This is a genomic window from Entomospira culicis (assembly GCF_028748145.1).
Taxonomy (GTDB): Bacteria; Spirochaetota; Spirochaetia; order WRBN01; family WRBN01; genus Entomospira; species Entomospira culicis.
This window is the reverse complement of the sequence record NZ_CP118181.1, coordinates 528,633-542,718: the sequence shown is the minus strand read 5'-3', so window position 1 is coordinate 542,718 and position 14,086 is coordinate 528,633. Positions and strand designations below refer to the sequence as shown.

At 46.3% G+C, this 14,086-nt stretch carries 13 protein-coding genes and 1 tRNA gene; 11 read left to right on the top strand and 3 right to left on the bottom strand.

Annotated features, from left to right (window positions below):
* Positions 1-26: 26 nt before the first annotated feature.
* A complete protein-coding gene (locus PVA46_RS02555; RefSeq protein WP_167695196.1) occupies positions 27-1,061 on the top strand; it encodes an alpha/beta hydrolase family protein in 1,035 nt (344 codons plus the stop codon).
* On the opposite strand, the gene PVA46_RS02550 is transcribed toward PVA46_RS02555, so the two are convergent.
* Genes PVA46_RS02550 through PVA46_RS02540 form a run of 3 tightly spaced genes read right to left on the bottom strand, consistent with a single transcriptional unit; the run spans position 1,058 to position 3,303 of the window.
* A complete protein-coding gene (locus tag PVA46_RS02550) occupies positions 1,058-1,897 on the bottom strand; it encodes a UTP--glucose-1-phosphate uridylyltransferase (protein WP_167695195.1) in 840 nt (279 codons plus the stop codon). The two genes, PVA46_RS02555 and PVA46_RS02550, sit on opposite strands and share 4 nt — an antisense overlap.
* Before the next feature lie 4 nt (positions 1,898-1,901).
* The gene (locus tag PVA46_RS02545; protein WP_167695194.1) at positions 1,902-3,071 is read right to left on the bottom strand and encodes a hypothetical protein; all 1,170 of its coding nucleotides are present in this window, start codon (positions 3,069-3,071) and stop codon (positions 1,902-1,904) included.
* On the bottom strand, positions 3,046-3,303 hold the full coding sequence (locus tag PVA46_RS02540) for a hypothetical protein (protein ID WP_167695193.1): 258 nt from the start codon (positions 3,301-3,303) through the stop codon (positions 3,046-3,048). The genes PVA46_RS02545 and PVA46_RS02540 overlap by 26 nt, the downstream gene beginning before the upstream one ends.
* 168 nt (positions 3,304-3,471) lie before the next feature.
* Between PVA46_RS02540 and PVA46_RS02535 the strand changes: the two genes are divergently transcribed.
* The 10 genes from PVA46_RS02535 to PVA46_RS02490 all read left to right on the top strand — a co-directional run bounded on the left by PVA46_RS02535 (position 3,472) and on the right by PVA46_RS02490 (position 14,085).
* Positions 3,472-3,544 (top strand) — tRNA-Lys (locus PVA46_RS02535).
* Positions 3,545-3,613: 69 nt separating this feature from the next.
* Positions 3,614-4,900 carry a tRNA (N6-isopentenyl adenosine(37)-C2)-methylthiotransferase MiaB gene (miaB, locus tag PVA46_RS02530; RefSeq protein WP_167695192.1) on the top strand — a complete coding sequence of 429 codons (1,287 nt, stop codon included), beginning with the start codon at positions 3,614-3,616 and terminating at the stop codon, positions 4,898-4,900.
* A gap of 77 nt (positions 4,901-4,977) precedes the next feature.
* Positions 4,978-5,295 (top strand): lipopolysaccharide assembly protein LapA domain-containing protein, encoded by a 318-nt coding sequence (locus PVA46_RS02525; protein WP_167695191.1) that lies wholly within the window; start codon positions 4,978-4,980, stop codon positions 5,293-5,295.
* 33 nt (positions 5,296-5,328) lie between these two features.
* Positions 5,329-6,099 carry a ParA family protein gene (locus tag PVA46_RS02520; protein WP_167695190.1) on the top strand — a complete coding sequence of 257 codons (771 nt, stop codon included), beginning with the start codon at positions 5,329-5,331 and terminating at the stop codon, positions 6,097-6,099.
* Positions 6,086-6,952, top strand: coding sequence for a ParB/RepB/Spo0J family partition protein (locus tag PVA46_RS02515; protein ID WP_167695189.1), 867 nt, complete (start codon positions 6,086-6,088; stop codon positions 6,950-6,952). The genes PVA46_RS02520 and PVA46_RS02515 overlap by 14 nt, the downstream gene beginning before the upstream one ends.
* 15 nt (positions 6,953-6,967) lie before the next feature.
* A complete protein-coding gene (locus PVA46_RS02510) occupies positions 6,968-7,777 on the top strand; it encodes a CheR family methyltransferase (RefSeq protein WP_167695188.1) in 810 nt (269 codons plus the stop codon).
* A gap of 35 nt (positions 7,778-7,812) precedes the next feature.
* The gene (locus PVA46_RS02505) at positions 7,813-8,511 is read left to right on the top strand and encodes a CheB methylesterase domain-containing protein (protein ID WP_167695187.1); all 699 of its coding nucleotides are present in this window, start codon (positions 7,813-7,815) and stop codon (positions 8,509-8,511) included.
* 263 nt (positions 8,512-8,774) lie between these two features.
* A complete protein-coding gene (locus tag PVA46_RS02500; RefSeq protein WP_274360313.1) occupies positions 8,775-9,569 on the top strand; it encodes a M23 family metallopeptidase in 795 nt (264 codons plus the stop codon).
* 174 nt (positions 9,570-9,743) lie between these two features.
* Positions 9,744-12,008, top strand: a complete 2,265-nt coding sequence (locus PVA46_RS02495; RefSeq protein ID WP_167695185.1) for a flagellar assembly lytic transglycosylase — start codon at positions 9,744-9,746, stop codon at positions 12,006-12,008.
* The gene (locus PVA46_RS02490; RefSeq protein WP_167695184.1) at positions 11,995-14,085 is read left to right on the top strand and encodes an ATP-dependent helicase; all 2,091 of its coding nucleotides are present in this window, start codon (positions 11,995-11,997) and stop codon (positions 14,083-14,085) included. The genes PVA46_RS02495 and PVA46_RS02490 overlap by 14 nt, the downstream gene beginning before the upstream one ends.
* Position 14,086: the final 1 nt, after the last annotated feature.

Sequence of the window (14,086 nt, the reverse complement as noted above, 5' to 3'; positions counted from 1 at the left end):
TGCTAAAATATTGAAAAATTATATCTATGAAAAGAATACCACTATCTATCACCATTATGCTCTTTCTCGTCAATCACTTATCGGCACAACTACGCTACAACTATGCGCCTTATAGCTTTGAGGCGATGCAGAACTATCCTTTTAAAAGTTCTGAAATCGTGCTTACCCAAGTATTACGCGAAACCCCAGAATACATTGGCTATGAGGCTTATTTCCATACCATGGGACGCAAAATGTCGCTCTTTGTGGGCGTGCCCAGAGGACAACTGGAACCCAGTAAAGGCGCGGTCATTCTTTTACGACCATTCCAACCTCACTACAACTATACCACTGGGCAGGCCGTCGAAAAGATAGCGCAAGCCTACATGCTTGCCGGCTACGTCGTCATTGCTCCAGATTTCTTTGGCTTTGGCCTCTCCGAAGATGCCCCCATGGGGATGGCGAACTCCGCCGAAACCTATCTGATGATGCCCATCAATACGGTAGAGCTCTATCTTACCCTACAACGATCGCCTCTCTTTCTTAGCCAGAGAATACCCTCAAGCTTACGTCCATTGTTGCCAGAACGTTTTCAACAGATTGCGCTGTGGGGTCAAGGCGATGGCGGCTATGTTGCCTTGCATACCCTCGCGCTCTTGGGCGAACCCATTCCCACTATCCTCTGGTCGCCAGTAACGCTCGACTTTGCGCATGCTTGGAGCTTTTTTCGCCAACAGTATAGCCTAATTGCTGGACGTAACGCACAGCAATTTGTGCAGGAATTCTTACGCTTCTATAAAGTCTCCGACTATGCTATCCTCAATAATCTCCACCGCATCGCCCAAACCACCCCCATTCGGCTCACCCACGGAGAGGCTGATGCGAGAGTTCCCCTTGCATGGAGCCAACAATTTATCAACAGCGTGCAAAAAGAGAACACGCAACGCAGAGCCGAAAACATCAAAAGCATCGACCTCTCTTATACGCTGATTGCCCAAGCGCCACACGACCTCATGAAGCATACGCCAAACATTGTCCTCAATGATATCGCGTGGCTTAAGCAATTTTATCTCCCATACTAAGAGAATTTCTTGATCAAATCCGCAAGGATAGGTGCAAATTCGGCATGCTGTTGCGCATAGCTAAAGGTGGCTTCTAAGTAGCCAGCAGGTTCGCCTACATCAAGGCGCTGACCACTAAAGCTTACACTCCCCACCTCCCCCAACGCCATCATGCGGTTGAGCCCATGGGTGTGATAAAATTCGCCCTTATCGGTAAACTTGTCCGCCTCTTCCTGCAGAAGCGTAAAAAATTTCGAGGTATATAAAAAACGACCAATGCTGGCTTGATTAGAAGGCGCAGTGCCACGCGCAGGCTTCTCCACAATCGAGGTAACCTTGCCTGCATCGTCAAAGGCAACCACCCCATAACGCTCCAACTCCTCGGTTGCACAAGTCATCGTGGCTAGCTGACATTGCCCATTCTGATGATAGGCATCAATTAACTGCTTGGCGAGAGGCTCCTCTCCAAAGTGAAGATCATCAGGATATGCCACGACGCAAGGCTCATTGCCCAACCAAGGTGCAGCTGCCAAGAGCGCATGTCCCGAACCATTCATCTCTTGTTGGCGCACAAACGCCACATTGATGTCGGCAGGGAGAATTTTCTCCAGCTTTTTGCGCGATTGCTCACGCGTAAAGAGCTCTTCTAACTCGCTCTCACGATCAAAATAGTCGTCCATCACCTTCTTGCGTCTGGAGGTTACCACAATAACATCCTTAATGCCACTGCGCACAAACTCCTCGATGATAAAAGCAATCGTTGGCTTATCAATCAACGGTAACATCTCTTTGGGTAGCGTCTTGGTGGCCGGCAAAAAGCGCGTACCATAGCCAGCGGCTAAAATGACTCCCTTCATTCTCTTACTCTCCTTGGGTTATTGGTATATCCACTTCTTCGATAGCATTCTGTGTCATTGTATCTTGATTAGAGGCAGATTGACTCTCGCTATCACCCTGATCAAGCTCTGCAAGCCAAGCTAGCTCCTCCTCTTCCGGCGTAGCTAAGGAGAAGTGAAGCTCCTCGATGAGCCCTTCTAGGGTAATGGCAGAAGCAGGCACCCAGCCTTGACGATCGATAAGATACCAGGCGTAGGGAGAGTCGATAAGATGGATGGCTTGATTCTCGCCATAGCCTGCAACAATGGTAAGGCGACGATCGTCGGTGAGATACCCTAAAACACGCGCACGATCGTGGGGTTTACTATAGATAGGGATGGCGCGTTCTTGGTTATCAGGAGCGCGATGGGCAGGATAGGAGCGCGCAAAGAGGCGCAGTTGCTTGCCTAGGGCGCTCATATTTTGAAGATCGAGAAGATCACTTGCCAATTTGGCAAAGGGCGTGTTGGCATGGTCGCGCTGAATTTGTTGGGCATATTTGATCGTGGTTTGCCAATCGTCACTAAAAAAAGCTCGCTGATAAAGGGCATGCGCTTGAAGCAATTGGGGTGAAAAGTGCACCACCTTTCGCTCGAGGTAGCCTTCTAGCGGATTGCCCAAGAGATCGACACTTTTGTAGGCAACAAAAGGCGAAAGACCTTGGCTGTCGTTACTAAAAATGAGGCGATAAGCAGGGACAAAGATCGCAGAAGAGGCACCAAAACGACGGTCGGGTTGAAAGTAATGGGTCGTGTATTCTGTGGTCATCCCGATGGCGTAGGTCTCGTCGATTAGGTAGGCTAAGGGGATATATCCTCGGCGATTATCGGCAAGATTTTGCACATAAAGATAGCTTCGTTCGAGGTCGGAGGTGTAGATGGTTTCGTCGAGCACGCGCACTTTATCGCCTTGCATTAAAAAAACATCGGCTTGGCTCTGGTTAGCCGTAGGCAACGAGACAAAGAGCGGAATCTGGTTGGCCATGACCCACATAGTGCGCACTTTTTGCTCTTGGCGATCTTGCAAAATCTGAAGATCTTGTGTCGTGAGCGCCTCGCTGTTACTCTCTTTTTCCTTGGAGCAAGAGAAGAGAAAAATGCTCAAAAAGAGCAAGAGTCCTAGGGAATATTTAGGGTTGAATGGCAACAATTTCATCTAATAATACCTCCGGGATTTGGGGCGTAGTCTCGATAATAGCAAGCGAAGAGGCATCCTCTAGGGCGATGGCTGGCAAAGGTAAATCGGCAAGCAAGAGGCTCTCGACCAACGTAGAGGGTTGCGGACTCACATTCACCGTAAGGCTCGGCAACTCAATCTCCAACTGGGCAACAACAACCATTCCAATCAACAGCACCATAGCAAGACTCAACCATAACGTCCACTTCATGCGTTAAGTTTAGCACAAAACAACCATTTTAGCAAGGCGCTTACGCATTAATTGACAAGGAAAGTACCCGATCTGTAAAAAATTTAGCGAAAAAGAGGTGTTTGCTCTTGACATCTTTGGGAAAAGATGCTAGAATGCTTGTATCAATAGCCGATAAGGCAAGATTTTGGGTCGTTAGCTCAGCTGGTAGAGCAATTCCCTTTTAAGGAATGGGTCGAAGGTTCGAACCCTTCACGACTCAAGACATTTATACCCCAAAAGAGTATCCTTGCGATACTCTTTTTACTTTATATCACAAGGATTATTCAATATGAGCAAATATTTTATCGAGACATACGGCTGTCCTATGAACGTTGCCGAATCTCAAGCCCTTGCCCAATCGCTGGAAGAAGGCGGACACACCAAGGCCAGCGCGCCAAATGAGGCCGACTGGATCATCGTCAACACTTGTAGCGTGCGTCAAAGTGCCGAGGATCGCGTTTATGGGCGTCTAGGCTTCTTCAAGAGCATCCGCACCGAGATTAACCCCGATCTCAAAGTTGCCGTGATGGGCTGTATGGCCGCCAAAAAAGAGGCCAAAGAGCAACTGATGAAAGCGCCCTTCCATGTTAATGCGGTGCTCCCTCACGACCAGCGCGACGACCTTATCAAAATGATGAGCGACCAAATCACCGACGAAGTGCCTAAATTCTCCTTCTACACCTACCACCCCAGCGACGACGGCATCCATGCCTATGTCCCCATCATGCACGGTTGTAACAACTACTGCACCTTCTGTATCATCCCCTATCTTAGAGGCAAAGAGATTAGCCGCCCCAAAGAGGAGATCGCCCAAGAGCTACAACGCCATGTCGACCAAGGCGTCAAAGAGATTACGCTCTTAGGGCAGAATGTCAACAGCTATCAAGATGGCGAGGTCGACTTTCCAGCGCTCATTCGTTATCTTAGTGCGCAGGTGAAGGGTAAGGTGTGGTTTCGTTTTACCAGTAGCCATCCCAAAGATTTTAATCTTGATCTCATCGATGCGCTTAAGAGTGATGCGCGCTTTTGTCCACATCTGCATGTGGCGGTGCAACATGGTAGCGATCGCATTTTGCGTGAGATGGCTAGAGAGACGCGTCGCGATAAATTCGAAGCACTGGTACGCGAGGTACGTGCCCAATGGCCACAGGCCGCCTTGATTACGGATCTCATGGTGGGCTTCCCAAGCGAGAGCGAGGAGGACATGCAGGCACTCTTTGCCATGCTTGATACGGTGCAATTTGAAGATGCTTTTATGTATTATTATAATACGCGTCCCGGTACGCCAGCTGCCAAGCGTACGGATGTGGTGCCTGAAGCGATTAAGTCACTACGACTGCAACAACTTATCGACAAACAGCGCGCCATTAGCCATCAGATTTTACGTAAACAAATTGGGCAAGAGCGCGAAGTGCTCTTAATTAGCCCCGCCAAAAAGACCGAAAATGGGTTTCTTGGACGCACCCAGCGCAATGAGAATGTCATTGTGGTGGGTAAGCAATTTAACGTAGGAGATTTTGTTCATGTGCAACTGCGCGATATTAATGGACAAACCCTCCTTTGTGATGTATTATAGTAATGTAAGATGTGCGCATGCGTGGGTAAGGTGCTTTTACCCTTACTCGCCGTTCACAACATAGGAGATTTTTATTTATGTACAAACTAATCCTCTCAACCCTCGCCCTCGTGCTTGTCGGTATTTTTATGGCGATGAATTCTAGCCAAAGAGTCGTTTTGAACCTTTTGTTCACTAGCTTAAACGATTTTCCCTTAGCCTTAGCGTGCCTACTCTTTTTGGTATTAGGATTGGTGGGAAGCATCCCCTTCTTCCTTGCCGATCGTATCCAGCTTCTTCAAAAACAGAAGCAAGAGGTGCGTCGCCTCAACACCTACCTTGAGGCTGCCCGTAGCGAAATCAAAGAGTTGGAAAAAAGAGTAAAAAGCCAAGAAGAGCCTCTGACAGAGCGTTAATATCGCGCCCCTTTGCGCCGATAACTAGGGTATATGTCTAATGTTATCGTCTTTGCAAATCAAAAAGGGGGAGTCGGAAAGACCACCAGCGCCGTCAATATTGGTGCCTCCCTGGCGGAAAAGGATCAAAAAGTCTTATTGATAGATTTTGATCCCCAAGGAAATTTATCCAGCTCTGTAGGGTTATTTAATAACGAGAAAACTATTTATAGCGCGTTGGCTGGGCAATTTTCCATCAACGAGGTCATTCACGCCATCCCCGAATTTAAGTTAGACGTTATTCCCGCTACCATCGACCTCTCGGCCGCCTCCTTAGAGCTCGCCGATCAGGAGAAGCGGGAGTACTTTCTTAAAGAGCTCCTAGATCCAATCAAAGAGCGCTACGACTTCATCCTGATCGACTGCCCACCCTCCCTCGATCTTCTCACGATTAACGGCATCGTCGCCTCGGATGCCATCATCATCCCCGTGCAGTGCGAATTTTTTGCTGCACAAGGCTTTCTCACCCTACTCTTCAACACCATCAGTCGGATTAAACAGCGCCTCAATCCAAAACTTCACATCCTTGGCGTCATATTCACCATGTACGATAGTCGCACGCGTCTTGCCCAAGAGGTTATCGAGATGGTGGTAGAAAAAGTCGGGGATCCCTCGCTCTTCTTTAAAACCGTCATTCCACGCAACGTCAAACTTGCCGAAGCGCCCAGCCACAGTCAACCCGTTACACAATACGCCAGCGCCAGCTCGGGGGCAGAACGATATAGAAACTTAGCACAAGAGGTCTTAGAGCGTGTCAAAAAGTAGATTAGGCGCCGGCGCTGCCTCGCTTTTGGGGAGTTTAGCCAGCGAGGGAAAAGAGCAGATTCAACAGGTAGCCATCGGTGAGGTAAAACCCAATGAGCAACAACCTCGTCAATATTTTGATGAGGAGAAGCTTAGCGAACTTGCCCAGTCGATTAAACAGAATGGTATCTTACAGCCGCTCTTGGTAGAAAAAGTTGCGGGCAACTATCTATTAATCGCCGGTGAGCGCCGACTACGTGCTGCCCAACTCGCGGGATTAAATCAAGTCCCAGTCGTGGTAAAGCAATTTAACGCCGAGCAGAAGCTTGAGGTTGCCCTCATCGAGAATATTCAACGCGAAGATCTCAAACCTATCGAGCAAGCCAATACATACGCGCAACTCATTAGCCTGCTTAACTTATCGCATGAAGAGTTAGCAAACCGCATTGGTAAGAGCCGTAGCGCAGTTACCAATACCTTACGTCTCTTACAATTACCTGCACCCATTCAAGAAGCACTGGAGCAGGGAAAAATGAGCGCAGGTCATGCCAGAGCCTTGCTCTCCTTGGAGAATCAACCAGAACTCCAGCAAAAGCTCTCGCAAATGATTATTGAAGAAGAAATTTCGGTGCGCGAAACCGAAGAACGCGCCAAAACGATGGTACAAACATCTCATAAGAGTAGCTCATCTAAACCCAAAACCACGCGATCGGCGCAGATTCTTCACACCGAAAAGAAATTAATGGAAAACTTAGGAGTCAAACTCCAAATCAAGGGTGATGAGCATCGGGGGGTGATAGCCATTCGCTATCATTCACAGGAGAAATTAAACCGCATTATTGCGTTACTTGAACACTCTGATAAAGAAGAATAGCCATGGGAGGTTCTTGTGTCTGTAACGCCAGAGATTTATTTACGTTTTAGCCGGCTCATTTATGAGCACAGTGGGCTTACCTTTAACGACATTAATATGAGCATTTTGCAGAGTCGTTTGGGTGAGCAATTGCGCAAGCATAACAACATCACGTTGGAAGATTACTTCAAGTTGGTGAGCTCGCGCCAGAGTGAGCTTAAGCAGTTGTTGGCAGCGGTTACCACCAACTTAACTAAATTTTTTCGCAACCAAGCCCAGTACGACGCACTTCAACATTTCATTATTCCCAAACTTGTCGAACATAAGCGCCAAACGCGCGCGCGCCCCTTTATTCGCTGTTGGAGTGCTGGATGCTCTACCGGTGAAGAGGTCTACACCAATGCTATCTGTTTACGAGAGTGGTTGCCGCCTGACTTTAGTTTTGAAGTGATCGGCACCGATCTCAACCCCGAAAATCTCGATGTTGCGCGCAAGGGCGTTTATAGTCGTGAGCGGGTGGAAGAGATCCCCAACGGCTGGGCAAATAAGTATTTTATCCCCAAAGCAGAGGAGTATGAAGTCAATTTATTATTGCGCGAAGGCGTGCGTTTTGACTATCACAACCTTAATGATCCAGCCTATTCGATCAATTTTGATATCATTTTTTGTCGAAATGTCTTGATTTATTTCGACGAAAGCGCCAGATTAAAAGTAACTAAAAATTTTTATGGAGCTCTCAACGATCTTGGCTACTTGGTAATCGGACACTCCGAAAGCCTTTTTGGACTAGATACCCCATTCAAATTTATTCGTACGCAGTGGAGCTCTTTGTATGGAAAAAATTAGCTGGCAAAAGATAGCCGTCAGCGAAGGATGAAGCGATGCAGAATAAAGAAACTCCCCAGGTGGGCGAGAGGAATTTGATTGGTAAAATGAAGGATTGGCCTAAGTATGAGCCTACGCGGTTCACAAAGTCGGCAGATATTGTCTGTATTGGCATCTCCACGGGAGGGCCAGCAGCGCTCATTAAGATGCTTGGACAGATTGAAGAAGATTTTCCTTTACCTATTGTGATTGTTCAGCATATTCCCCTCGATTTCGTCGATGACTTTGTGCGTAGCCTCTCCTCCAGCGCCAAGCTACCTATTCGTATCGCCGAAGAGGGGCAGAAGGTGAAACGTGGGGAAATTTTAGTCGCCCCCGGTAATCAACATCTCACCATTGTGCGCGAAGGTCTTTATAAGAAAGTCAAACTCACTAGCACACCAGCGGTGGGTGGGCATCGTCCTAGTGTCGATGTGCTCTTTGCGAGTGTCGCGCAGGCATACCATGGGCGCGTCATTGCCGTTCTCATGACTGGTATGGGGAAAGATGGCGCCAGAGAGATGGGTGAACTCTATAATTTGGGGGCAATTACCGTTGCTCAAGATGAAAAGAGCTCGGTGGTTTACGGCATGCCCAAAGCTGCCGTGGATGCTGGCTACGTCCATTACGTCGTAAGCTTGGATCGGATGGCGAAAACGCTCATCTCACTGGCAAACAAATATAGCGATTACATCCCTGCCCCTGCAAAAAGTTGATATTTTTTTAGGCGACTTGCCCCGCAACCCTATCAAAATATCACAGAAAAAAAACTCCTAGCTCCTTGCATCATCGTATTTATAGGCGATTCATCTTGATGCTCGGCGAAAGAGCATCGTGATTCCTCTAACTAAAGAAAAATTTTCTTTATCGGCAGAAGTAAAAAAAAGTTAAGCGTTTTATCAATTTATTGCACCTATTTGCCGATCTTCTAAGTGTAATGAAGTGCTTACGGATATTTACATTTATTATTCTCTTCTTGATGGGGTTCTCCCTATGGTCGAGTGAGCATGTCGTAGAGGCAGGGCAGACGCTCTACTCTATCGCCAGACTCTATAATACCTCCGTCGCTACGCTTCAAGAGCTAAATCAACTTAGCGACCCCACCCAAATTCGCGTGGGGATGATCCTAAAAATTCCTTCGCAAGAAGAAAGTAGTGTAGTCGCAACTAGCCAAGGTTATCACACTGTTCAGGCAGGCGATACCTATTATAACATCTCGCAACGCTATAATTTAAGCGTTGAAGAGTTACTTAAAATCAATCAGCGTACTGCCGATACCGTCTTAAAGATTGGGGAAGAGCTCCGTATTCGTCCACCGAGCAATACAGCTAGCACCCCACAAACGCCACCGCCCACCTCATCGCCCGAAGCCCCGCAAAATACCACACCGCGCCCACCCGAACAAGTGGTTGCTCAACCCAACACGCAAACAACTTCGCTACAGTGGCCCATCAAGGGCACGATTAGTCGCTACACCGGACGACAAGAGGGCGTAACCATCGCCTCACAACGCGCCAGCTCGGTGCTTTCTGTTGCATCAGGCACCGTGATTTATCTAGGACCCCATCGCGAATTAGGCACAATCGTTTTGGTAGAAAAGAGCGGAGGGTATGTCTACATTTACGGCGGACTCGATGCCGTCTTTGTCATTAAAGGACAAGAAATTAGCGTCGGCACTCCCCTCGGTATGATCACCGAAAATACCGGAAAAATTACCTTCTCCGTCTTCAAAGATGCCAACCCTATCGACCCCGCACAAGCACCTCGTTCCTAAAAATGAGAAAAAATACTTGACATTTTTTTGTTTATGTGGTAAATTAAATTACCTGACACTGGTTAGGTTAATAGCCAAGAAGGTTTTAACCTCCTTTTTTCCTTCTTGGTTTTTTCTTTACCTTCCCACAAGATACACTTTACCTATTCCTCTTTTCTGTCGATAAATGTAATCATGAAACAGTATGTATATCTTCCCTTATTTATCCTCTCCTTTTTTTCTTTGCTCAACTGCAGTGCCTCTCACCTCGAAAACTCTTTTACCGCCCCACGCGACGATCACGCTCGCCTAAAAACACTCACTCTCATGCGTACACCTCACCCCGATGCCTCCCTCTCTACCAAAGAGCTTCAACAAGCAGGCTTAGGTAGCGATTACTACTATTCCTATCATCTATTAGCCATGAATGAAGAGAAAAAAGCCTTCCATCTGCTTCTTGCTGGTATTCGCTCCGATAATCCTTGGTTTGAGTACCACGCCCTACAGACCATGAACTTAGCAAAGGATGCGCAACAACGTGGACTTATCGCTAAGCAACTCCAAAAACTCAGTAAAAACGATCAAAAAGCAACCGCAATTCTTTATACAAGGGCGCAACTGGCTTATCACCAACAAGAATACGAAGAATCCTTACAGCATTTGCAAGCAACCGATCCCCTGCGTCTTGAAGCATTAACCATTAAAGAAGATGCAAATACATTAAAAATCTTAAATAATATGCATCTTAAACGTGCATTTTGGCAAAATGGAGTAGAAGAATTACTGCTCAAGTGGCCCTTGCATCCGCAGTTTAGCGAGATTGTTACAGAACTGGTTGACAATACTACATCGGAATCTTTTCCTTTATTGCCGATTGTACAAGCAATGAAGACGATGCAAGATCGTCGCACACGAGAGAATTTTCTTGCCCTTGATGCCCTTATCACAACCAAAGCAACCCATCCCTTTCTCTCATATCCAACAATGGTGCGCCCGTATATTCAACTGGCAGGCTATGTCAATCAACGTGAGGTGGCTATTGAGCAACTCCAATCAGCCCTAAAGCATATTGATCCGTCTCACCCCGCTTACTTTGAAATTCAACGCGCGAATGCCGTGCTACATTGGCGACTTGGACGCTACAAAACCAGTGTAGAGCTCTTCGCTCCTATTATTAGCCTTGCCACAAATAATCAAGATTATAATGACGTGGTTTGGTACTATCTCAATTCTCTATATAGAAATAATCCTAAAGATTTTATGGACGCAATTGCTTCACAAAAGATTCTTATCCATCAAGAGGCTAGCTGGTTTGACGATCTTTTTCAAATCATTTTACGCGACTTTGTTGCCAATCGAAAATTCGCAGAATTAGAAAAAGTTCACAATCTCATCATCGATCGCCAAGCATCCAACCAAATGCGCGCACAGTATGGCTGGGTGTTAGCGCGCGCCATGCATCACGGCTTTATCCCGCTTAACCGCGCCAGAATGCTGGCTTATCTCCAAGAGGCAACCCTCGATCCCTTCAGTTATGCTGCTTTTATGGCAGCCACCGCCCTCAATGAAGTGCCCGTTGCCCTGCACAATGTACATCGCCTTTCCTCCCCTCTTCTTCAAGAAGAGAACGATCTTAGCGCTATTTTAGAGATCGACAAAACCTCGGAAGCCTTCTCGAGCTTTGCTAGTGCTGCCGCGGTAAGTAAACAACCATCAGCTGACCTCCATTTACTGGGATTTATCTACTATGGGCTCAATCAGATAGCAATTGATAAATCTATAGCTACACGCACATTAGTTCAAACTGATACCTTGCGGTTACTTGCCCGCGCACTCGATGAGCAAGGGGAGCATTTGCAAGCTATTCGTATGATGAATCGTGCGCGAAGTAAACCGCTATTTCAACCCGATCAAGGGGATTTACGCGTACTCTACCCGCGTGCTTTTTATGAAGAAATCCATCAAGCTGCCCAAAGCATCGATCTCAAAACAAGCATTTATTTAGGGCTCATCCGCACTGAGTCAGGCTTTTCTCCAGAAATTCAATCCCGCGCTTCGGCGCAAGGGCTTGCGCAAGTGATGCCGGCAACCGCAAAGGATATGGCGCGTCAATTAAGAATCCCTGAAAATGACATTGATCTCTCTGACGTAACACAGAATTTGCTCATTAGTAGTAACTATATTTACTGGATTCAAGGGCGTTTACCAGGACTTTATGCACAACTTGCTGGCTATAATGGTGGCCCCAATCGGGTGAGACGTTGGCGGGAGGAGTGGAAAGATCTTCCCGAAGAGCTCTTTATTGAGGCGATTCCCTACGCCGAAACACGCAACTATGTAAAATCAATCGTTGTCGCCAGCGCCACTTATGAATATTTATACAATAATGAGACCCCTCTCTTGGTGATTAGTCATATTTATCCGTCATTCAAACGTACAAATACCTATGCATCTCAATAAAACGCAAATCCTCGCGGTGGAAGAATCGGCACATCGTCTCTTAATTATTGCAGGAGCAGGCACCGGAAAAACGGCGGTCATTACCCAGCGCATCGCCTACCTTACGCAAAAAAAGGGAATACCCTCAAGGGATATTTTAGCGCTTACCTTTACCAACAAGGCAGCCAAGGAGATGCAAATCCGTGCAATAAGCATAGCGTCGGAACTTGAACGCACTACCTTCACGACGTTCCACAGCTTTGGCGCGAAATTTCTGCGTGAATATGGAAAAGTGATGGGATTGTATCGCTACTTTACGATTTATGATGATCAAGATCAGCTTGCTCTCCTCAAACGACTTTACCCAAGCGAACCGAAAAAACAGCTTTTAGAGTGGCGACATCTTATCAATAAAGCAAAAGATTATGCGCTTTCACTAGAAGAATTGGATAATTATACTCATAATATCGAAGAATTCAGAGCGATGTTTGATGACTATCAACAGACATTGAGAGCTAATCAAGCCGTTGATTTTGGCGATCTGATTCTTTTACCTCTGCAAATTTTGGAGCAATATCCTTTGATTAAAGCAGAACAAGAACAACGATGGCACGCCATTTTAGTGGATGAATATCAAGATACAAACCGCACGCAATCGGCGTTATTGCAAAAACTAGTGGGAAAAGCGACCTATTTAACCGTCGTAGGTGATGAGGATCAGTCGATTTATGCCTTCCGCGGGGCTGATACCACCGCGATTCTTGAATTTGATACCATCTTTCCAGAGACAAAAATGATCAAACTCGAACAAAATTATCGATCGCATCAACATATTTTACATATTGCAAATTATTTAATTGATAAAAATATCAATCGCCTAGGAAAAAGACTCTTCACCGAAAATTCGTCGCAAAAACCTGTAGAATTTCATACATTTACCGACGAGATTGAAGAAACTAAATGGATTATTAATCAAATTAAAGCAAACGCATTGTATAAAAATAGAACAACTGCGATTCTTTATCGTACCAACGCGCAGAGTCGGATTTTTGAAAAATATCTTACACAAGAACAAATTCCCTATAAACTAGTGGGTGCCATGCGGTTTTTTGAAAGAGAGGAGATCAAAACAGCGATTGCTGGCTTAACACTCCTAATCAATCCTTATGACACTGTGGCTTTTAGGCGAATCTTAACCACGCCCAGCCGAGGTGTAGGGGCAAAGAGCATCGAAAAAATCGAAGATCTGCAAAAAGAGTTAAAAGAATCTTCTCTCATTGACAGCGCCATACAAGCCAAACTTCCAAGTAAAGCGCGCGTATCCATCGAAAAAATCGCGCTCACTTATCAAGCATTACAAAACCAATTGGAGGAAAATTCGCCCTTAAAAACACTTCTCGCCACATTGCTTCATGAGCTCGAACTGTTTCAGCACTATCAAGAGAAAGATCAAGAGGAAGGCAGTGATCGGTTGGAAAATTTACAGGAGTTACTTTCGGCTCTCTCTTTTTATCCCACGGGTAAGGATGGGCTTATCGCCTTTTTAGAGAGTCTACAACTCAACCAACAACCCGAAGAAGATCAAGAGCAGACGACACTCAATCTTATCACCATTCATAATACAAAAGGGTTGGAGTATGACTGCGTTTTTTTAACCGGCATGGAACAACACCTCTTTCCAAAAATCAACACCCATTCGAGAAATATTGTAGAAGAGCTTGAGGAGGAACGCAGGCTCTGCTACGTGGCGATAACTCGTGCCAGAGAAGAGCTTTATGTAACGCATGCCCAACAACGTACTCTTTATGGGGAGCGCCGTTATCAACAACCTAGCCAATTTTTACAAGAAGCATATCTTTCCGAGGATGTTACGCTTCATCACCACGATGTAGAAGCACAAAATAATGGAGATCATATCTATTATATAGGAAGATGGGTGCGTGATGAGGAGTATGGCGTGGGAAAAATCCTGAAGACGCACCACACGCGCGCAGGACATTTAACCCTCACGATACAATTTAAAGAGCGTATCGCTACCTTTTTTCCACAATTTCGTCAGCTTGAGCCCATCGTCTTTGACGGACTAGAGGAATTCTGAT

What these genes read in the sequence shown, in the direction of transcription:
- miaB (WP_167695192.1), top strand. Translation starts at nt 3,614, where the DNA reads ATGAGCAAATATTTTATCGAGACATACGGCTGTCCTATGAACGTTGCC.
- PVA46_RS02490 (WP_167695184.1), top strand. Translation starts at nt 11,995, where the DNA reads ATGCATCTCAATAAAACGCAAATCCTCGCGGTGGAAGAATCGGCACAT.
- PVA46_RS02500 (WP_274360313.1), top strand. Translation starts at nt 8,775, where the DNA reads ATGGGGTTCTCCCTATGGTCGAGTGAGCATGTCGTAGAGGCAGGGCAG.
- PVA46_RS02505 (WP_167695187.1), top strand. Translation starts at nt 7,813, where the DNA reads ATGCAGAATAAAGAAACTCCCCAGGTGGGCGAGAGGAATTTGATTGGT.
- PVA46_RS02545 (WP_167695194.1), bottom strand. Translation starts at nt 3,071, where the DNA reads ATGAAATTGTTGCCATTCAACCCTAAATATTCCCTAGGACTCTTGCTC.
- PVA46_RS02550 (WP_167695195.1), bottom strand. Translation starts at nt 1,897, where the DNA reads ATGAAGGGAGTCATTTTAGCCGCTGGCTATGGTACGCGCTTTTTGCCG.
- PVA46_RS02540 (WP_167695193.1), bottom strand. Translation starts at nt 3,303, where the DNA reads ATGAAGTGGACGTTATGGTTGAGTCTTGCTATGGTGCTGTTGATTGGA.
- PVA46_RS02555 (WP_167695196.1), top strand. Translation starts at nt 27, where the DNA reads ATGAAAAGAATACCACTATCTATCACCATTATGCTCTTTCTCGTCAAT.
- PVA46_RS02520 (WP_167695190.1), top strand. Translation starts at nt 5,329, where the DNA reads ATGTCTAATGTTATCGTCTTTGCAAATCAAAAAGGGGGAGTCGGAAAG.
- PVA46_RS02495 (WP_167695185.1), top strand. Translation starts at nt 9,744, where the DNA reads ATGAAACAGTATGTATATCTTCCCTTATTTATCCTCTCCTTTTTTTCT.
- PVA46_RS02525 (WP_167695191.1), top strand. Translation starts at nt 4,978, where the DNA reads ATGTACAAACTAATCCTCTCAACCCTCGCCCTCGTGCTTGTCGGTATT.